Genomic DNA, 19,738 nt, shown 5'->3' with positions numbered 1-19,738 from the left:
CCCTTGGACCAATTAGACAACGGAACCCAGTTGGAAGATGGGGAGGTACATGGCGACGATGAGGCCACCCACCACCACGCCCAGGAAGGCCATGATCATCGGTTCCAGCAAGCTGGTGAGGCCGTCGACGGCATTGTCCACCTCGTCTTCGTAATAGGTGGCCACTTTTTCCAGCATGGTGTCCAGGGCGCCGGATTCTTCGCCGATGGCGGTCATCTGCACGGCCATGGCGGGGAATACACCGGTGGCTTTCATGGAAAAGTTAAGCTGGGTACCACTGGACACGTCATCCCGGATTTTGTCCACGGCATTTTTATAGACCACATTGCCGGTGGCACCGGACACGGACTCCAGGGCTTCCACCAGGGGCACACCGGCAGCAAAGGTGGTGGCCAGGGTGCGGGCGTAACGGGCGATGGTGGCTTTGTAGATGATGTCACCCGCCACCGGCAGCTTCAGTACAAAACGGTCGATGGCGTCCCGGAATGCTTCCGAGCGTTTCTTGGTTTCAGAAAATGTGACTCCCACTGCGAAGCCGATTAACAGTACAGCCCACCACCAGGTCTGTAACCACTCCGACATATTGATGACCATCTGGGTGAAGGCCGGCAGTTCCGCACCGAAGCTGCCGAACAGTTCCTGGAAAGTGGGCACCACCTTGATCAACAGAATGGCGGTCACCACGGCAGCCACCACCAGTACGGCGATGGGGTACTTCACAGCCTTCTTGATCTTGGCTTTCAATGCCTCGGTTTTCTCTTTGTAAATTGCAATCCGGTCCAGCATGGTTTCCAGGGCACCGGATTGCTCACCGGATTCCACCAGGCTGACAAACAGGTCGTCAAAATAGGCCGGGTGCGCTTTGAGGGAGTTGGCCAGGTTGTTACCGCCTTCGATATCCCCCTTGATTTTCATCAACAGGTCGCGCATGGAGGGGTTGTCATGACCATCCGCCACAATCTCAAAGGATTGCACCAGAGGCACACCGGCTTTCATCATGGTGGCCAATTGACGGGTGAAGATGGCGATGTCCAGGGCGGTGATTTTCTTTTTGCGTTCACCCAACAGCGAGGCGGCCTTTTTCTTGACCTTGTTGGCGACAATGCCCTGCTTTCTCAGCTCCGCCTTCACCAGGGTAATGTTCTGCCCCGGGATCTCGCCTTTGACTTTATTGCCCTTGCGGTCCAGGCCTTCCCAGGTGAAGGTCTGGATTTTGGAGGGGGCTGCCTTTTTTGTTTGTTTCGCTTGAGCGGTTGCCGTAGCCATTACTAATGTCCTGTGGTTACGCGATTAACTTCTTCGAGGCTGGTTAAACCATCCTTCACTTTTTTCAGGCCGCTGGCGCGCAGGTCATTGAAGCCTTCCTCGCGGGCGGCGTCGGCGATCTGAATCGCATTGCCTTCTTCCATTATAATGCGTGAAATGGGGTCAGTGATCTTAACCACCTCATAAATACCCACCCGACCTTTGTACCCGTTCACACATTTATCACATCCATGGGGGCCATATATCGTGAAGGTGCCGATCTCCTCTTCCTTAAAACCTTCGGCGATAAGCGTCTCTTTGGGCACGTCGATGGGCTTTTTGCAGTTCTTGCACAGGCGGCGGGCCAGGCGTTGGGCAATGATCAGGGAGACCGAGGTGGCAATGTTGAAGGCGGGCACCCCCATGTTGCGCAATCGGGTCAGGGTTTCCGGGGCGCTGTTGGTGTGCAGGGTGGAGAGCACCAGGTGCCCGGTCTGGGCTGCCTTGATGGCAATCTCGGCGGTTTCCAGGTCCCGGATCTCCCCCACCATGACGATGTCCGGGTCCTGACGCAGGAAGGCCCGCAGGGCAGAACCGAAATCCAGCCCCACTTTGGAGTTTACGTTCACCTGGTTGACCCCTTCCAGGTTGATCTCCGCCGGGTCTTCCGCTGTGGAGATATTGCGTTCCGGGGTGTTGAGAATGTTCAAACCGGTGTAAAGGGACACGGTTTTACCGGAACCGGTGGGCCCGGTCACCAGAATCATGCCCTGGGGTTGCTCCAGGGCTTTCATATACAGGGCTTTCTGGTCTTCCTCATAGCCCAGCATGTCGATGCCCAGCTTGGCGCTGTCCGGGTCCAGAATTCGCAGCACGATTTTCTCGCCGAACAGGGTGGGCAGGGTGTTGACCCGGAAATCAATGGCCCGGGTTTTCGACAGTTTGAGTTTGATACGGCCATCCTGGGGTACCCGGCGCTCGGAAATATCCAGTTGGGACATAACCTTGAGTCGGGCTGCCAGTTTGGCCGCCAGGTTCACTGGCGGTTTGGCCACTTCCCGCAGAATGCCGTCGGCCCGCAGGCGAATGCGATAGGCCTTCTCATAGGGCTCAAAGTGAATGTCCGACGCCCCCATTTTAATGGCATCCAACAGAATCTTATTCACAAAGCGTACGATAGGGGCATCATCGGCCGCTTCCGCGGTGACGTCGTTGCCCTTGTCGTCGTCGCCACCGGCTTCGATGTCCAGGTCATCCAGGTCCGCATCGCCCAGGTCGCTGAAGCCGGAGTCGGAGCTTTCCAGATAGCGATCAATGGCACCGTCCAGCTTGTCTTCGTCGACAATGATGGCTTCGGTGCTGAGGCCGGTATTGAACTTGATTTCGTCCATGGCCTGCAGGTTGGTGGGGTCAGACACCGCCACATACAGCCGGGTGCCGCGTTTGAACAGGGGCAGGGCCCGGTGCTTGCGGATCAGCTTTTCGGCCACCAGCTCTTTGGGAAAGGCGTCCGCCGACATGGAATCCAACTCCAACAAGGGAGTGCCGAACTCTTCAGCGGCCGCCAGGGCGATGGTGCGGGCCGGAATCAGGTTGTTCTGAACCAGGTAAGTGACCAGGGGGATCTTCTGCTTTTGGGCGGTTTCTGATGCGTTACGGATGGCATCTTCCGCAATGGCACCTTCATGGAGTAATTTTTTGGCCAGGCCGCTTAAATTCATAGCTAATAGTCGATTGCCGGGTTGGTTGTCGGTTCAATTGAAGATTGGGCGTTAATCAATTGTATATATTGATTCTTTTCTAATAGTAGATCAAACGCTCAGAACGCAAAGCCCCGGTAAAATAAAATATGCCTTGGGGTGACAAAAATTGTCATCTTGTGGCGGTGAGTGTCTGCTGGACCCCGTCGCTTTTTGAGTTTGTATGTTTAGTGAACAGCTAATGTGTTGAATTTTGGAGGGTAAGATTAATTTCTTGAATCTGGCACGAGCTGTGCTTTTCTTAGAATTAGTTGGTTGGCATAGTGCCGATGTCAATTGCGAAGAACGTTGTACTTTACCAAACGCTTGGAGAAACATTTATGAAGAAGCAAATGCAACAGGGTTTCACTCTTATTGAATTGATGATCGTGGTAGCGATCATCGGTATTCTGGCTGCTGTGGCCATTCCCCAGTACCAGAATTATATCGCTCGTTCACAGGTTACTCGTGTAATGCAGGAAGCCGGTGCGATTAAAACTGCAGTGGAGGCTTGCGTTAACGAAGGTCGTCTGGTTATCGGTAACGCCGCTGGTCAGTGCGATCCCGGTGCGACAGGTTCTAACCTGTTGGCTGCTGCTGCCAATGATCAGGTCGGTAACGCTCTTCCCGCGTTGACTGGTGTACCGCTTGTGAATCCATTGGATGCGACCGCCATTATTACTGCTACTTTTGGTAGTAATGCTGCAGCAGTATTGCAAGATGCAGGTGCATCACTGCGCTGGAGACGAAATAACACTGGCTCTTGGGTTTGCGAAACATCTCAAGTGCCCACCAACTTGATTCCAAATGGTTGTACTGCCATCTAATAATCAATAGATCAAGCTAGAACAAAAAGAAGGGCGCTTGTTAGCGCCCTTCTTTTTAACCTCGGTTCAATGATGGGAGGCAGGTATGCAAAAACACTCTGGATTTACATTAATTGAGCTGATGGTCGTGGTTGCTGTCATCGGTATTTTGGCCGCAGTGGCTATTCCGCAGTATCAAAATTATGTTGGGCGCTCGCAAGTGACTCGTGTGATGCAAGAATCCGGCGCGTTGCGGGCTGCTGTTGAGGTGTGTATTAATGATGGTCGCCTTACGGTCGGGCCTGGCTCGGATCAATGTGATCCTGGGGCTTCTGCGTCAGACTTGATCGATACAGCTGTTGGCCAAAGCCAAACGGGGCAGGTGCTCCCACCCAGCACTGGAGTGCCGCAGGTGAGTTCGCCGCTCGAATCCGATGCCACCATCACAGCAACCTTTGGTAATCGGGCTACTGCCCGCTTGCAAGGAGTGGGTGCTAACGTCACTTGGCAAAGGCAGAGTAATGGCAGTTGGTCTTGCAGCGTGGCTAATGTCCCGGATAGTTTGCGTCCGGTCGGTTGCTAATCCGTTACCCAATCCGCATCGACAAATCCACGGCCCGGCAGTGCTTGGTCAAACCGCCAATGGAAATATAATCCACCCCGGTTTCCGCAATCGCCCGTAGCGTTTCATCCGTCACCCCGCCGGACGCTTCCAGCTTGGCCTGCCCATTGACCAGCTGCACCGCTTTCGCCATATCGTCGATACTGAAATCGTCCAGCATGATGATGTCGGCACCGGCACTCAGGGCCTGTTGTAACTCAACGAAATTCTCCACTTCCACTTCCACGGGTTTGCCAGGTGCTTGCTTCCGGGCGGTGCTGACCGCTTCTGCAATCCCCCCGCATGCGGCAATATGATTTTCTTTAATCAGGTAAGCGTCATACAGCCCAACCCGATGATTGAAGCAGCCACCGCAGGTAACCGCGTATTTCTGGGCGGTGCGCAGGCCGGGAATGGTTTTGCGGGTGTCCAGTAATTTAACCCCGGTGCCTTCCACCAGATCGGCATAGCGGCGACATACCGTGGCTGTGCCCGACAACGTCTGCAGAAAATTCAGTGCGCAACGCTCGCCGGTGAGCAGGCTGCGGGCGTTGCCTGCCAGCTCAAACAGCACCTGATTGGGCGTCACCCGATCCCCGTCTTGAACCTGCCATTTGACCTGAACGTTGGGGTCAATCTGCCGGAACACTTCGTTGACCCAGTCCACGCCGCACAGTACTGCATCTTCCCGGGTGATGACGCGGGCCGTGGCCTGTTCGGTGGTCGGGATCAGGGCGGCGGTGATGTCGCCGTCGCGAACGTCTTCCTCAATGGCGAAGGTCACGGTGCGGGTCAGGTCTAGCAAGCGGTATTCAGTTGTCATACGGGTCTACTTATCGAAATATTCTTTGGTCAGTTTGAACACCAGCGGGCACAACACCAGCAGGGCAATCAGGTTGGGGATGGCCATCATGGCGTTCAGCACATCCGCCAGCAGCCAGACGAAATCCAGCGACAGCAGCGCACCGGCGGGAATGGCCAGTATCCAGAGCAGGCGGAAGGGCATGATGACGCGGGTGCCGAACAGGTACTCCGCGCAACGCTCGCTGTAGTAACTCCAGCCCAGAATGGTGGTGAAGGCAAACAGGGCCAGGCCCAGTGCCACCACATGGGCGCCGTAATTGTAACCCAGGATATCGAAGGCCTGTTGGGTGAGTTCAGCGCCACTGGCGCCACTGGTCCAGGCGCCGCTCATGACGATCACCAGGCCGGTAATGGAGCAGATGATGAGGGTGTCGATGAAGGTGCCCAGCATGGCGATAAAGCCCTGCTGTACCGGGTTGTTGGTTTGCGCCGCCGCGTGAGCAATGGGGGCGCTGCCCAAGCCGGCCTCGTTCGAGAACACGCCCCGGGCCACCCCGAAGCGGATTGCCGCCATGATGCCCGCACCGGCAAAACCGCCCACGGCAGAATGGCCGTTGAAGGCGCTGTCCACAATAAGGCTGACCGCAGCAGGCACTTGCTGAAGGTTGATCAGAATGAACACCAGGCCGGTGGCCACGTACAGGATCGCCATGGTGGGCACCAGTTTGGAGGCCACCTGGCCGATGCGTTTGATGCCGCCCAGCAACACCAGCCCGGCGATGATGGCGAGGATGGCGCCGGTCACACCGTGGGGCACGTCATAGGTGGCGTCCAGCGCATCCGCTACTGAATTGGATTGCACCGTATTGCCGATGCCGAATCCGGCCAGTAATCCGAACAGCGCAAACAGGGTCCCCAGCCAGGCCCAGTTCTTGCCCATGCCGTTCTTGATGTAGTACATGGGGCCGCCCACAAAATTGCCGCGGTCGTCCTGTTCCCGAAAGCGCACCGCCAATACCGCTTCGCTGTATTTGGTGGCCATGCCGATCAGGGCAATGCACCACATCCAGAACAGGGCACCGGGCCCACCCATGGCGATGGCGGTGGCCACCCCGGCGATGTTGCCGGTGCCCACGGTGGCGGACATGGCGGTCATCAGTGCGCTGAAGGGGGGGATGTCGCCGGATGCAGCAGACTTGCGGCCCTTCATCAGCAGCCCGAAGGCATAGGGGATTTTGCGCAGAGTGGCCAGTCGCAGGCCCAGGGTGAGTACGATACCGGTGAGGGAGAGGGCGATGAGCATGGGGGCGCCCCAGAGGATGTTTCCGCTTAGCCAAGAGAGAAATTCGGTTAGGTTTTGCATCCCGCCCACCTGAAACTGGTTAGTTTGTGTGGGGCAATTTTACGCGAAAGTTACAATTTTTACGAATATCAACGGGTTACTGATTGGTCAGTTGTCCTGTCAAAAAACCGGCTAAAACAGGGCAAAAAATAGACGGTTTTCTTTGTGATCTGAGTCCCAAATGGGTCACATCTGCCCGGTGCACCATAAAATCGCTCCTATACTCCTAGTGACGTGCTGCGTTCTTGCAAAAGATGACAAAGATTGTCAGTCAGCACGGAAGAGACAGATTCACGCTCGCAGAAAACGGATGTTGAGTGGACTTTGTGTAAAAAGATGTATGTTCGCGTAGACGAGGCTAACCGCCATGAATCAGAAGCCAGAACTTCGGTGTGTCACCAGCAATGGGATGTCGGCTTCCCCCAATGGTTCAGCAAACACCATGCAAAACGATAAGGCCCAACCTAATGCCGGATTGCCCAGCGTGCTGATGAAAGCGCGCCGCTCGGCACTGGAAGAGCTGCATCAGTTATTGGCAGACGTGTTTGACAAGGCCGACGATATCTTTTTTGAATACGCCGGTAAGGCGCAAAGTGATCAGGAAAAAGACTCTTACATTGAGACCATGCGCCAGTTGCGCCTGAACCGTAAGGAAATCGAGCGTAACTTCTATCAGAAGCTCAATGTGCTGTTCAAGAAATTGCCCCATTCGGCAGAAGAAGGCGTGTCGTTGGAGGCGATTTCCGCCCTCGAAGGCCTGTCGCTGGTGGCGGATGACGATCTGGAAATGAATGTGGCCCTGGATGCGATGGTGTCCAAGGCCAAGAATAAATTTGCCGACAAGATCTATCAGTTGAATACCCGGATGGAAGCGTTGTTGGTGCATTCCCATATCAAGGTGAATGAAAAGAACAACCCGTTCCACCCTCAGCAGATTTGTGAGGCATTCAACAGTGCCACCCAGGTGGTGCAGTGCGACATTAAAAAGCGCCTGGTGTTGTACAAGCTGTTCGACAAGTTCGTGATATCGGATTACGACGTGGTGCTGGATACCGCCAATGCCGTGCTGGCGGAAGCAGGTGTCTTGCCCGATCTGAAAGGTACACCGACATTGGCGTCCGTGCGCCGACGCGCCCAGGAGCCGAAGGCTGCCGAGTCCCAGGGCGAATCCCAGTCGGGCCCCCAGGTCAGTGCAGCCAAACAGGCGGCCAACGAATTTTTCACCCAGCTGCAGACCTTGTTGGCCTCGGTGAGAAACGTGCCCATGGTCACCAACATGGTGTCGGGCCCCATTGGTTCGTCCGCGGCGGATGCCCGTGAGATGAGCAACGCAGAATTGTTTGAGGTGTTGTCCCGGGTGCAGCAGGTGCAGCCCCAGGGTGAGGACGTGATCAACGGCAAAATCAGTCTGCCCAAGGTCAATGTGCGCGGTGTGGTGTCCAATATCCTGCGTCAGCGGGAGTCCAAGCAGGGCCCGGAGAAAGTGGGCCAAACGGATACCGATGTCATCAATCTGGTGTCCATGCTGTTCGACTTTATCCTGGATGATGACAACCTGCCGGTGCCGGTGAAAGCCCTGATCGGACGCTTGCAGATTCCCTATCTGAAACTGGCCATTCAGGATTACGGATTCTTCAGCCGGGGCGGTCATCCGGCGCGAAAATTATTGAACGAGCTGGCCCGGGCCGGCATCGGCCTGAACGAAGATGCCGATCATCTGCAGAAGGACATGGTGTTCAAGAAAATCCAGTCCACGGCACAACGCATTCTCAGTGAATATGAGAAAGATGCGGCCCTGTTTGATGAGCTGTTGCACGATTTCAGCCAGTTCATGCAAACGGAAGTGCGTCGTTCACAAATGATCGAGCAGCGCACCAAGGCCGCCGAGGAAGGTAAAGCCAAGGCGCAACTGGCGGAGAAGACGGCCCTGGAAACCGTGCGCAAACGTCTGGATGGCAAAACGGTACCGGAAGTGGTGGTGCGTTTGCTGACAGATGGCTGGATGTCGGTGCTCAAGCTGGTGTTCCTGAAATACGGCCCGGAAAGCAACAACTGGCTGGGTGCGGTGAAAACCATTGATCACCTGCTGTTGAGTGTGGCGCCCACTGAAGATGATGCGGCCCGTAAGAAACTTTTCAATATTGTGCCGATCCTGTTGAAGAATCTGCGCCAGGGTTTGAACAGCGTGTCGTTCAATCCCTTTGAGATGGGCGAGATGCTGACCGAGCTGGAACAATTGCAGATGCAGGTGTTACGCGGGGAAACCCCGGAGCACCTGGATGATCGCAAGGACCCGGCCAAGGATCTGGTGGCCGCCGTCACTGAAGATATGGAACGCATGGGGGCGACCCCGGTATTGCCGGAACGGGGCAAAGTCTCGCCCCTGGACATCACCCGTACCGCTACCGCCACACCGGATGCCCAGTTGGAGGCGTTGCCGGACAGCGATCCTTATCTGCAGCAGGCCAAGAAGCTTAACGTGGGTGCCTGGCTGGAGTTTCGCAATGCGGAGGGCAATAAAACCCGCTCCAAGCTGGCGGCCCACATCAAGTCTGCCGACAAGATGATTTTCGTGAACCGTACCGGGGTGAAAATCGATGAGAAAACCACGCTGGGTCTGGCCCACGCCCTGAAAAAGGGTGAGGTGCTGATTCTGGAAGACTCTCTGTTGTTCGATCGCGCCCTGCAGAACGTGATCGGTAACCTGCGCAAGGTCAAAGAGTCTAACCTGTAAGCCTGCGTGCCGACCTTCAACCTATTTCCTACACCTTTCCTGGCTGCCCTTGTGGCAGCTTTTTTTTGCCTGTAACTTAGGCTCTCCCCAATAATCAGGCCGGGAGCTGTTCGTGCACATCAAGAATCACTGGCTGGAGGAGGCGAAGCGGGTGCCTTCCCCCAACTTCAATGAGCGGCCGCAAGGCATGGAGCCAGAGCTGGTGGTGATCCATTGCATCAGTCTGCCGCCGGGCCAATACGGCAGTCACCACATTGAGCAGTTCTTTCAGAATGGGCTGTGTGCGGATGAGCACCCGTACTTTGAGGAGATCCAGGGCATGGAGGTGTCGTCCCACCTGTTGATCCGGCGTGATGGGGAGATCGTGCAATTTGTGCCGTTTGATAAGCGGGCCTGGCACGCCGGCCAATCCTGTTATGGCGAGCGGCACAACTGCAACGACTTTTCCATCGGTATTGAACTGGAAGGCACCGACGACAGCCCCTTTGAAGCACTTCAATACGAGCGATTAAAACAGGTGATTGAAACGCTGGTTTCGCATTACCCCGCTCTCAATCTGCAGGCATTGACCGGGCACAGTGACATCGCCCCCGGGCGCAAGACGGACCCCGGCCCCCATTTCGATTGGCAGAAGTTATACCAGGCGCTTGGATTGTCATGATTTGTAAACAGTTTTTTCGGGAAAGATGGTCATAATCTGTTAGGCTATAAAGTGATAACAAAAAGGAGTGCTGGATGACATTGTTGGCATTACTGGTGGCGCTATGGGGCGTAAAGGAATCCTACGTGCCCGCTTATTTTGCCGATTGCCAATGGGGTCAGGCCTACATGAAACAGGCCCAGCAACTCGCCTTTCTGAACAACGCCCATCCGGCCCTGGGGTACGGGTTTTACATCCTGCCGCCGGTTCTGCTGGCCTGGTATTTCGCGGAAATGCACGATCGCTGGTTCTTCTCGTTCCTGGAGGCCGTGGCGGCGGTGATCGTGTTTGTGGCCATCCTCGACTACCGCAAAGTGGAGGCAGCGCTCTCGCCCTTTTTGAAGCGGTGGCGCAATCAGGAATGGCAGGCGGCCTATGAATATGGCTCCGGCAGTTTTGATTACGGGCGCATGGTCAGCCCCAGCCAGTTGCTGAATCAGACCATTACCCAGTATTGGGTAAGAATCAACCAGACTTTGTTCGCCCCCTTGTTCTGGTTTGCCATTTTCGGCCTGGCGGGATTGGTTTTGTATGTGCTCACCGCGTTGCTTGAGCGTGGCGATGAGGCCAATGACCGGCCCGGCTGGAAGAAGATTGGAACCGAATTTTTGTATGCGTTGGACGGGGTACCCGCCCGGGCCATCGCGTTAACCATTGCGGCGCTTTGCTTCAACGGCAAAGTGGTTGCGGTTGCACTACGGCGTTTCCGGGCTACCGACAGAGAGGCGGAAGTGGTGCTGAAGCTGGCAGTAAAAATGGGATTGGATTTCCAGGAGCTGCCCATGAGCGATGAGGACATGGCTTCAGAAGGGGCCCGTCGTCTTCATGCTGTTCAGGATTTGCGCAGCAATGTGTTCGTTTTTTGGTTGGTCGTTATTGCGGTGCTAACCATTATTGCCTGAGCCGGAACACCATCCGGATTCCAGGTGACCAGAAGTGTCATCCCAATCCTATACTGTTGAGAATGACGGAATGTAATGCAGGGCCAAAAGCCCTCGTAGACCAGGAGTTTTGTCTTTATGACGCGTGAACGTTTTTATGGTGACAGTGATCCTGTCGAAACCCAGGAGTGGCTGGAAGCGCTGGCTTCGGTGCTCGAAAACGAGGGGCCGGAACGGGCCAAATACCTCCTCGATAAAATGGGTGAGAAGGCCCGGCAGGCGGGCGTACAGGTTAACGATCTCACCACTCCCTACATCAATACCATCGCACCGGAATATCAGGCACAAATGCCTGGCGACCACTTTATGGAACGCCGCATTCGCTCCCTGATTCGCTGGAATGCGCTGGCCATGGTGCAGCGGGCCAACCTCTCTGACGATGAGCTCGGGGGGCACATTTCCAGCTTTGCATCATCGGCCACCCTGTATGATGTGGGCTTCAACCATTTCTTTCGCGCGGCCAACGAAGCCTTCGGCGGTGACCTGATTTTCTATCAGGGCCATTCCGCTCCGGGTATTTATGCCCGGGCCTTCCTGGAAGGGCGAATTCAGGAAAAACAGATCGAGAATTTCCGCCGTGAAGTGAGCCGCGAGGGTCTGTCCTCCTATCCCCATCCCTGGCTGATGCCCAACTTCTGGCAATTCCCCACGGTGTCCATGGGGCTGGGGCCGATTCAGGCCATCTACCAGGCCCACTTCATGAAGTACCTGCAGAACCGTGAGCTGATCAAGAAAGACGATCGCAAAGTGTGGGCGTTCCTGGGGGACGGCGAAACCGATGAACCGGAATCCCTGGGCTGTATCTCGCTGGCCGGGCGCGAGAAGCTGGATAACCTGGTGTTTGTGGTGAACTGTAACCTGCAGCGCCTGGACGGTCCGGTGCGTGGCAACGGCAAAATCATCCAGGAGCTGGAAGGTGTGTTCCGCGGTGCCGGTTGGAACGTGATCAAAGTGATCTGGGGCCGACGCTGGGACCCGCTGCTGGCCCGCGACAATGAAGGCGTGTTGCGCAAGCGCATGGAAGAATGCGTGGATGGCGAGTACCAGAGTTTTAAAAACCACGGTGGCGCCTATACCCGTGAACACTTCTTTAACAAGTATCCGGAGCTGGAAGCCCTGGTGGCACACATGTCCGATGAGGAGATCTATCACCTCAACCGGGGTGGCCATGATCCGTTCAAGGTCTACGCCGCCTATCATGCGGCCATGAACCACAAGGGTCAGCCCACGGTGATCCTGGCGAAAACCGTGAAAGGGTATGGCATGGGCAGTGGCGAGGCCGCCAATAAAACCCACCAGATGAAGACCCTGGATATGGAAAGCCTGAAGGCCTTCCGTAATCGGTTTGATATGCCCTTCAGTGATGAAGAGCTGAAGAAAATTCCGTTCTATCGCCCCGCGGATGACAGTAACGAGATGCGGTATCTGCATGAACGCCGCAACGCACTGGGTGGATATCTGCCTTCCCGTCGCACCGAGAGCGAGAAGCTGGAAGTGCCGGAACTGGGTGTGTTCGGGCCCTTGCTGGAAGGCTCCGGTGGCCGCGAGATGTCCACCACCATGGCGCTGGTGCGCATGATGAACTCGCTGATCAAGCAAAAGTCCATCGGCGAGCGGGTGGTGCCCATTGTGCCGGACGAAGCCCGTACCTTCGGTATGGAAGGTATGTTCCGCCAGTTAGGTATTTATTCTGCGGTGGGGCAGCTCTATAAGCCGGAAGATTCCGAGCAGGTGATGTACTACCGGGAGGATATCAAGGGCCGCATTCTGGAGGAGGGCATCAATGAAGCCGGTGCCATGTCTGCCTGGATTGCGGCGGCCACCTCTTATTCGGTCAACAATCACCCCATGATTCCCTTCTATATTTTCTATTCCATGTTCGGGTTCCAGCGCATCGGCGACCTGGCCTGGGCGGCGGGTGATGCGCAGGCGCGGGGCTTCCTGATTGGCGCCACGGCCGGTCGTACCACTCTGAATGGGGAAGGTCTGCAACACCAGGATGGTCACAGCCATGTGCTGGCGTCCACCATACCCAACTGTGTGGCCTATGACGTGGCCTACGCCTATGAATTGGCCGTGGTGCTGCACGACGGCCTGCGCCGGATGTATCAGGAACAGGAAAACGTGTTCTATTACATCACGGTGGAAAACGAAAACTACGAACACCCGGCCATGCCAGCGGGCGCCGAGAAAGGCATCCTCAAAGGCATGTACCTGCTGAAGGAAGGGGATGACAACAACAAACTGCGAGTGCAGTTGTTGGGCAGTGGCTCCATCCTGCGGGAAGTGGAAGCGGCGGCGGAGATCCTGCAGGACGTGTATGGCGTCACCTCGGATATCTGGAGCGTCACCAGCTTCACCCAGTTGCGCAATGACGGCCTGGAGAAACAGCGCTGGAACATGCTGCACCCGGAAGAGGAACCCAAGGTGCCTTATGTGACCAAGGCCCTGCGGGCCCGCAAGGCACCGGTGGTGGCGGCGTCGGATTACATCAAAACCCATGCTGACCAGATTCGTCCTTTCGTGCGCAATCACTACACAGCGCTGGGCACGGATGGTTATGGCCGCAGCGATTCCCGGGAACAACTGCGTCACTTCTTCGAAGTGGATCGTTACTTCATTACGGTGGCGGCGTTGAGCTCACTGGCGGATAAAGGCCTGTTGGGCCGCAGTAAGGTGGCAGACGCCTTGCGCCGGTTTAACATCAGTGCAGACAAACCCTACCCACCCAGTGTGTGATCGAGGAGAACGAACGTGGCAGTGAAAGACGTGTTTGTGCCCGATCTGGGCGGTACAGATGGGGTGGACGTAATTGAATTAACCGTAAAACCCGGCGACCGGGTGGAGAAAGAAGACACCTTGTTGGTGCTGGAATCCGACAAGGCCACGGTGGAAGTGCCATCGCCCTTCAGTGGGGTGCTGGCCTCCTTCGAGGTATCTCAAGGCCAGACGGTGAAAGAGGGCGATCTGCTGGCCAAAATGGACGTGGAGGACGCCGGAGCGGCTACCCCCAAAGCGGAACCCAAAGCCGAGCCGTCCGCCGCCGAGGCCCCGCAACCGGAGCCCGGCAAGGCGGAAGCGGCCGCCGCCAGCAGCAGCCAGATGGAAACCGTCACCGTGCCGGATATCGGTGGTGCGGATGGGGTGGACGTCATTGAGGTTTCGGTGCAGGAGGGTGACCAACTGGAGCCGGAGCAGACCATGGTGGTGTTGGAATCCGATAAAGCCACTATGGAAGTGCCCTGCCCCAAGGCGGGAACTGTGCGCAAGGTGTTGCTGAAGGTGGGCGACAAGGTGTCCCAGGGGACTCCGGTGCTGGAATTGCTGGTGGTGGGCGAAGCCGCGCCTGCCAAGGCGGCCAGTGCTCCGGCAGCTCAATCAACAGCGGGCGCCGCAGCGCAGGCTTCTGAAGCATCTGCTACACCGGCGGCGAAGCCGGCCTCTGCAGCCGCACCGGCTTCCGGCCCCAGCAAGCGGGTCCATGCGGGGCCGGCGGTACGTCGTCTGGCCCGGGAATTGGGCGTGGACCTGGCGGCGGTTAAGGCCAGTGGCCCCCGGGCCCGTATACTCAAGGAAGACGTCCATGAGTATGTGAAAGGGCGCCTGCAAGGCAAGTCCGAAACGGCAGTGGCTGCGGGCTCCGGTTTGCCGCCCTTGCCGGAGATGGATTTCTCCAAATGGGGTGAAGTGGAAAGTGTGGAGCTGAGCAAGATCAATAAAGCCAGTGCCGCCAACCTGCATCGCTCCTGGGTTCATATTCCCCATGTCACGCAGTTTGATGAGGCGGATATCACCAGTCTGGAGGCGTTCCGCAAATCGGAAACCGCGGCGTTGAAAGAGCAGGGTGTCAAACTCACTATCCTGGCATTCATGGTGAAAGCCTGTGCCAAGGCATTGCAGGAGTTCCCCCGTTTCAACAGTTCGCTGAATCCGGAAGGTACGCACCTGGTGTTCAAGCGCTACATCAACATCGGTATCGCGGTGGACACACCCAACGGCTTGGTGGTGCCGGTGATCAAGGACGCCGATAAAAAATCGGTGAAGGAGATCGCCCAGGACATGCAGGTGCTGAGTGAGAAGGCACGAGCCAAAAAACTGTCCCCCGGTGATATGCAGGGTGGCTGTTTCTCTATCTCATCGTTGGGAGGGATTGGTGGAACGGCATTCACACCCATTGTGAACTGGCCTGAGGTGGCGATACTGGGCTTGTCCCGTTCGCAAATGAAACCGGTTTATAATGGTAAGGATTTTGATCCGCGGTTGATGCTGCCGTTGTCGTTGTCTTACGATCACCGGGTGATTGATGGGGCGGACGCGGCACGCTTTACCACCTATCTTTCCAGTCTGTTAACGGACATCCGGCGTTTACTGTTGTAAGCTCCCTGCCGTTCGTAAATGAAAATCCATTGCTGTCGTCAGGCGGCAATGGATTTTTTATTGGGGTCAAATTTTTCGCAGCAGCGGGTGAACTCGTCCCGTTCCTTGAAGCTGATGGGGCGATCCATAAAGCAGCGTTGCCAGATGTCCGTAAGCTTGTTGGCGGAGGTCTGTTCATTCAGCTTTACGCCTTTGTGACGATACACCATCCAGGCGATGGCGGTGGCGTAACGCAAGTTGGTGACCAGCTCAGAGTGGGGTGATTTGGGAAATTCATGTTGCGACGCCATGCCGCGTACCTGACTGGCAAGATCCGGGTCCATGGCCAGGTAATGATCCCATACATTGTGATGCATGGTTTCTGTGATGCCGTACAGACCGATACCGCCTTCTCTTTGCAGGTGATGGCCCATCTCCGACTGATGGCAGGCGGTGGCCAGCAACAGTTGCTCCACTTTGGGGGATTCCACACCCAGCTGTTTCAGCGTGGGTTGAACCACATACTCTAGAAATTCACGACAGTTAATGCCCATGTCGATACTCCTGTCAAAAATACTGCCTGTACCGGAGTGAAGCAAAGAACCTGCCAGCCGGGGTTGTCCTGTTTCGCCGACTCCTGATATTAAGATCGGCCCGGATCAGGAATGTTTCAATGAAATATCGGTTGAATAATGTAGCGTTTAGTAATGGGCGGATATAAGGCGATCTGGAAAAGCTGCCGTGAATTGTCAAAAACTGCCTTTTAAATGAAGGACTTTTCTGCAGTTGCAGCCACGGTTCGGTGCGGTACGAAGTTTTACTAAGATCGATTCTGTGATTATTGCCAACGGCAAATGGTGTTTTGGAATATGGAAAAGCGGTGCTGTGGCGCAATCGTTCCGGCTGTCTTTTTCAGCGCTTATTGAGGCTGGTTCTGACCATTGCCTTGCTCATAATAAATTAGCTTAAGCACCCGGGGGTTCCACCCATTGGTAAAATTTGCAAAATGCGAAAGTTGTTAAAGATCCCAACACTGTAAGGCAGATTGCAGCCGCTCCAGTCCATTTTTTGTCGTGATTCCCACCCGGATTCTGTCCCATTGTGGGAAGTGCCGCAAAAGGATGCCCTGTCCTGCGCAATGGTTAAACAAATCGGTGGCTTTCGCGGAAGGCAGCTGCACCGTGCAGAACAGTGGCGTGGAGTGCAGCTGGGTGGGTTTTATGTGCTGCTGGAGCAGGCCATGTAACTGCGTTTGCTGTGACATCAGCCACGCCCGGGCATGGCGGTGCCATTGGGTGTCCTGCAATGCTTGTTCACCGATCCAGGCAGCGGGATGACTGATGGCCCAGGGCCCCAGTTTAGGTTGCAGACGGGCACGAATGGCGTCATTACAATAAACAAATCCCAAACGCACACCGGCCAGGCCGAAAAATTTTCCCAGTGATCTCAATACCACCAGGCTGTCCGGCAGCATGCGGTTTTGATGCAATACGGAAGCGTGGGGGGTCGGGTCCACAAAGGCTTCGTCCAGAATCAGATGTCCCTGAAGGGTGGTCAGGTGGTCCGCCAGGCGCAGCAGGGTTTCGGGGTTCTCCGTATGAGTGGTGGGGTTGTTGGGATTGATCACCACCACGCTGTCCCCGTGCTGCGGAGTAATGCTGTCCAGGGTTTCATACTTCAGCATCCGGTGCTGGTATTGCTGCCACCAATATTGATGTTCTTCATAGCCCTCCAGTGGCAGCCAAACCCGCTCTGCATTCAAGACGGAAGGCAGGGTTTGAATGGCCCACTGACTGCCGGGCACCGCAAACACCGGTGCTCCATAATAGTCGCCGGCAACCGCTTCCAGTGGTGCATAGCTGTCCGGCAGGCGCTGCCAGACGTGGTCGGGGAGGGCGGGCACCGGCCAGCTGGTGGGGTTGATGCCGGTGGAAAGATCCAGCCAGTCGTTCAGCGGAATCCTGAACTGCTCTGCTGCCGCCAGCAGGCGGCCCCCATGGAGCGGTGCTGCGCTCATAAGAACCACCCCGAGGGCAATACCAGCCAGGCCAGCCACAGTGCTGCGAGCAGAATCATCAGGCTGCGATCCAGCAGTTGCAGGGCGGCAGGGATGTGGCGGGGTTGGGCGGTGTCTTCGCCACCAAAGTACGGTTTTTGCAGCAGTCGCCCGTGGTAGAGGGCTGGCCCGCCCAGCTTGACATTGAGAGCACCGGCCCCGGAGCACATCACGGGTCCGCCGTTGGGGCTGCTGAGGGCGGTAGACTCCCGTTGCCAGCTCCGCCAGGCCCGCCGCCGATCGCCCGCCAGGGCGTAGCTCAGGGCGCAGAGGCGGGCCGGCAGGTAATTCAGCAGGTCGTCCAGTTTTGCCGCTGCCCAGCCGAAATGCAGATAGCGCTCGTTGCGGTAGCCCCACATGGCATCCAGGGTGTTCGCCAACCGATACAGTACGGCCCCGGCCCCGCCGAACAACAGGAACCAGAACAGCGCACCATAAACACTGTCGTTACCGTTCTCGAGCAGGGACTCCACGGTGGCGCGGGTGCAACCGGCGGCGTCCAGTGGCCCGGTGTCCCGGCTCACGATCATGCTGGTATGGTGGCGAGCCTGTTCCAGGTCTTCTCCACGTAAGGCCTGAAATACCCTCAGCCCGTGTTCAGCCAGGCTTTTGCGGCCAATGCAGAGATAGAGCAGGCCGATGTCCAGCGCCCACGCCCACCAGGATGTGCCCAGTCCCTGGCTGATGATGGTAATGAACAGGGGTAAGGGCAGCACCGCCAGCAGCCAGGCGCACAGGCCCCTGGCTCGAGTGCGTGCGGGGGAATCAGGGCGATTGCAGCGGGTTTCCAGCGCTGTGGCCAGACGACCGAAACCCACCAGGGGGTGATAGCGTTTGGGTTCCCCCAGGATCTGGTCCAAACCCAGTGCAATCAGAATTTTAATCACTACAATAGGCACGTTTTTCAGCCTGCCGGAAAAAGGAAGCGATTGTAGCATGACGGCCAACACTTTGATGGTGCAGGGCACCACCTCCGATGCCGGAAAATCCACGCTGGTGGCTGCGCTGTGCCGGGTGTTCGCCCGCCGCGGGGTGCGCGTGGTGCCGTTCAAACCCCAGAACATGGCCCTTAACAGCGCGGTCACCGCAGACGGTGGTGAGATCGGTCGGGCCCAGGCCCTGCAGGCGGCCGCGGCCGGGCTGGAGCCGGTGGTGGACATGAATCCGGTGCTGCTGAAACCCACCACCGACATTGGAGCCCAGGTGATCATCCACGGTAAAGCCCGGCACCAGATGAATGCGGTGGACTATCACGAGTACAAAACCCAGGCCATGAGTGCGGTGCTGGAGAGCCATCAGCGGTTGCAACAGCAATATGAACTGATTCTGGTGGAAGGGGCCGGTAGCCCGGCAGAGATCAATCTGCGGGACCGGGACATCGCCAATATGGGCTTTGCCGAAGCGGTGGATTGCCCGGTGATTCTGATCGCCGATATTGATAAGGGCGGTGTGTTTGCCCATCTGGTGGGCACCCTGGCCCTGCTCAGCCCATCGGAACAGTCCCGGGTGAAGGGCTTTGTCATCAATCGCTTTCGGGGTGATATCGCCTTGCTGCAACCGGGCCTGGATTGGTTGCAGCAATACACTGGCAAACCGGTGCTGGGGGTGTTGCCCTATTTGCACGGTCTCCACATCGATGGGGAAGACGGCATCAACCCTGTGGATGAGAGCCACAAGCAGGAACAGCCCCTGAAGGTGGTGGTGCCGGTGTTTCCGCGCATCAGTAATCATACGGATTTCGACCCCCTGCGTTTGCATCCCCAGGTGGCGTTTCATTACCTTCGCGCCGGTGAGCCGATGCCGGCGGCGGATCTGATTATCCTGCCCGGCAGCAAAAACACCATTGCCGACCTGCGTTGGCTTAAACAACAGGGGTGGGATGCGGCCCTGCAAAGGCACCTGCGTTACGGCGGAAAACTGCTGGGCATTTGCGGCGGCTTTCAAATGCTGGGACAACGGCTGGTGGATGACCTGGGCATCGAAGGGCGGCCTGCCGAGGAGGCGGGGCTGGGTTGGCTGTCGATGGAAACCCGCCTCTTGCCCGAGAAACAACTGAAGCGTCGTGAAGGTGTTCTGCTAACCGGCAACAGCCCTTTAACCGGTAATGTCCCTTGCAGCGGCTATGAAATCCACGCCGGCGTGTCCACCGGCCCGGCCCTGGCGCAGCCCCTGGTGCGCTTTGGCAACGGTGACCTGGACGGCGCCTGCTCCCAGGACGGAAATGTGATGGGCACCTATCTACACGGTATTTTTGACACTGAGGCCGCCCTGCAGAGCCTGTTGCAATGGGCGGGCCTGAGCCAGGCGGAACGCTTTGATTACAACCGGGAGCGGGAGCGGCAGATTGACCGGCTGGCGGACGCGGCGGAGCAGCACCTGGATATGGACTGCATTCAGGGGCTGATCTGAGCTCG

The 19,738-nt window shown here is 56.8% G+C and carries 15 protein-coding genes; 8 read left to right on the top strand and 7 right to left on the bottom strand.

Annotation, left to right across the window (positions count from 1 at the left end; genetic code table 11):
- Positions 1–12: 12 nt before the first annotated feature.
- Positions 13–1,266: a type II secretion system F family protein gene (locus tag D9N14_RS08040; protein ID WP_290578831.1), complete on the bottom strand. Its 1,254-nt coding sequence runs from the start codon at positions 1,264–1,266 to the stop codon at positions 13–15.
- A 2-nt stretch (positions 1,267–1,268) separates the two neighbouring features.
- A complete protein-coding gene (gene pilB / locus D9N14_RS08035; protein WP_290578829.1) occupies positions 1,269–2,966 on the bottom strand; it encodes a type IV-A pilus assembly ATPase PilB in 1,698 nt (565 codons plus the stop codon).
- A 371-nt stretch (positions 2,967–3,337) separates the two neighbouring features.
- Here pilB and D9N14_RS08030 point away from each other — a divergent pair, with 371 nt between their 5' ends.
- Entirely contained in the window at positions 3,338–3,811 is a 474-nt protein-coding gene (locus tag D9N14_RS08030) for a pilin (RefSeq protein ID WP_411267926.1), read from the top strand.
- Between the two features lie 85 nt (positions 3,812–3,896).
- Positions 3,897–4,373 carry a pilin gene (locus D9N14_RS08025; protein WP_290578827.1) on the top strand — a complete coding sequence of 159 codons (477 nt, stop codon included), beginning with the start codon at positions 3,897–3,899 and terminating at the stop codon, positions 4,371–4,373.
- A gap of 4 nt (positions 4,374–4,377) precedes the next feature.
- On the opposite strand, the gene nadC is transcribed toward D9N14_RS08025, so the two are convergent.
- Positions 4,378–5,214, bottom strand: a complete 837-nt coding sequence (gene nadC, locus D9N14_RS08020) for a carboxylating nicotinate-nucleotide diphosphorylase (RefSeq protein WP_290578825.1) — start codon at positions 5,212–5,214, stop codon at positions 4,378–4,380.
- A gap of 6 nt (positions 5,215–5,220) precedes the next feature.
- Positions 5,221–6,558, bottom strand: a complete 1,338-nt coding sequence (locus tag D9N14_RS08015; protein WP_290578823.1) for an alanine/glycine:cation symporter family protein — start codon at positions 6,556–6,558, stop codon at positions 5,221–5,223.
- Between the two features lie 421 nt (positions 6,559–6,979).
- Here D9N14_RS08015 and D9N14_RS08010 point away from each other — a divergent pair, with 421 nt between their 5' ends.
- The 5 genes from D9N14_RS08010 (at position 6,980) to aceF (ending at position 15,289) form a co-directional block, all read left to right on the top strand.
- A complete protein-coding gene (locus D9N14_RS08010; protein WP_290578821.1) occupies positions 6,980–9,271 on the top strand; it encodes a DUF1631 domain-containing protein in 2,292 nt (763 codons plus the stop codon).
- Positions 9,272–9,383: 112 nt separating this feature from the next.
- Complete coding sequence (ampD, locus tag D9N14_RS08005; protein WP_290578819.1) at positions 9,384–9,932, top strand: 1,6-anhydro-N-acetylmuramyl-L-alanine amidase AmpD; 549 nt, start codon at positions 9,384–9,386, stop codon at positions 9,930–9,932.
- 74 nt (positions 9,933–10,006) lie between these two features.
- The gene (locus D9N14_RS08000; RefSeq protein WP_290578817.1) at positions 10,007–10,873 is read left to right on the top strand and encodes a hypothetical protein; all 867 of its coding nucleotides are present in this window, start codon (positions 10,007–10,009) and stop codon (positions 10,871–10,873) included.
- Between the two features lie 117 nt (positions 10,874–10,990).
- On the top strand, positions 10,991–13,651 hold the full coding sequence (gene aceE, locus D9N14_RS07995; protein WP_290578815.1) for a pyruvate dehydrogenase (acetyl-transferring), homodimeric type: 2,661 nt from the start codon (positions 10,991–10,993) through the stop codon (positions 13,649–13,651).
- 15 nt (positions 13,652–13,666) lie between these two features.
- Positions 13,667–15,289, top strand: coding sequence for a dihydrolipoyllysine-residue acetyltransferase (gene aceF / locus D9N14_RS07990; protein ID WP_290578813.1), 1,623 nt, complete (start codon positions 13,667–13,669; stop codon positions 15,287–15,289).
- A 38-nt stretch (positions 15,290–15,327) separates the two neighbouring features.
- Here aceF and D9N14_RS07985 read toward each other — a convergent pair whose 3' ends face one another.
- The 3 genes from D9N14_RS07985 to cbiB all read right to left on the bottom strand — a co-directional run bounded on the left by D9N14_RS07985 (position 15,328) and on the right by cbiB (position 18,223).
- Positions 15,328–15,822: a hypothetical protein gene (locus tag D9N14_RS07985; protein WP_290578811.1), complete on the bottom strand. Its 495-nt coding sequence runs from the start codon at positions 15,820–15,822 to the stop codon at positions 15,328–15,330.
- Between the two features lie 464 nt (positions 15,823–16,286).
- Positions 16,287–17,285, bottom strand: a complete 999-nt coding sequence (gene cobD, locus D9N14_RS07980; protein WP_290578809.1) for a threonine-phosphate decarboxylase CobD — start codon at positions 17,283–17,285, stop codon at positions 16,287–16,289.
- Positions 17,282–18,223: an adenosylcobinamide-phosphate synthase CbiB gene (gene cbiB, locus D9N14_RS07975; protein ID WP_290578807.1), complete on the bottom strand. Its 942-nt coding sequence runs from the start codon at positions 18,221–18,223 to the stop codon at positions 17,282–17,284. The genes cobD and cbiB overlap by 4 nt, the downstream gene beginning before the upstream one ends.
- A 37-nt stretch (positions 18,224–18,260) precedes the next feature.
- Here cbiB and D9N14_RS07970 point away from each other — a divergent pair, with 37 nt between their 5' ends.
- A complete protein-coding gene (locus tag D9N14_RS07970; protein ID WP_290578805.1) occupies positions 18,261–19,733 on the top strand; it encodes a cobyric acid synthase in 1,473 nt (490 codons plus the stop codon).
- Positions 19,734–19,738: the final 5 nt, after the last annotated feature.

Source organism: Ketobacter sp. (assembly GCF_003671495.1).
Classification (GTDB): domain Bacteria; phylum Pseudomonadota; class Gammaproteobacteria; order Pseudomonadales; family Ketobacteraceae; genus Ketobacter.
This window is presented reverse-complemented; position numbering and strand designations above follow the sequence as displayed.

Excerpts from the sequence above, each read along its gene's own strand:
- D9N14_RS08040 (WP_290578831.1), bottom strand. The coding sequence starts at position 1,266 with ATGGCTACGGCAACCGCTCAAGCGAAACAAACAAAAAAGGCAGCCCCC.
- pilB (WP_290578829.1), bottom strand. The coding sequence starts at position 2,966 with ATGAATTTAAGCGGCCTGGCCAAAAAATTACTCCATGAAGGTGCCATT.
- D9N14_RS08030 (WP_411267926.1), top strand. The coding sequence starts at position 3,338 with ATGCAACAGGGTTTCACTCTTATTGAATTGATGATCGTGGTAGCGATC.
- D9N14_RS08025 (WP_290578827.1), top strand. The coding sequence starts at position 3,897 with ATGCAAAAACACTCTGGATTTACATTAATTGAGCTGATGGTCGTGGTT.
- nadC (WP_290578825.1), bottom strand. The coding sequence starts at position 5,214 with ATGACAACTGAATACCGCTTGCTAGACCTGACCCGCACCGTGACCTTC.
- D9N14_RS08015 (WP_290578823.1), bottom strand. The coding sequence starts at position 6,558 with ATGCAAAACCTAACCGAATTTCTCTCTTGGCTAAGCGGAAACATCCTC.
- D9N14_RS08010 (WP_290578821.1), top strand. The coding sequence starts at position 6,980 with ATGCAAAACGATAAGGCCCAACCTAATGCCGGATTGCCCAGCGTGCTG.
- D9N14_RS08000 (WP_290578817.1), top strand. The coding sequence starts at position 10,007 with ATGACATTGTTGGCATTACTGGTGGCGCTATGGGGCGTAAAGGAATCC.
- aceE (WP_290578815.1), top strand. The coding sequence starts at position 10,991 with ATGACGCGTGAACGTTTTTATGGTGACAGTGATCCTGTCGAAACCCAG.
- D9N14_RS07985 (WP_290578811.1), bottom strand. The coding sequence starts at position 15,822 with ATGGGCATTAACTGTCGTGAATTTCTAGAGTATGTGGTTCAACCCACG.
- cobD (WP_290578809.1), bottom strand. The coding sequence starts at position 17,285 with ATGAGCGCAGCACCGCTCCATGGGGGCCGCCTGCTGGCGGCAGCAGAG.
- D9N14_RS07970 (WP_290578805.1), top strand. The coding sequence starts at position 18,261 with ATGACGGCCAACACTTTGATGGTGCAGGGCACCACCTCCGATGCCGGA.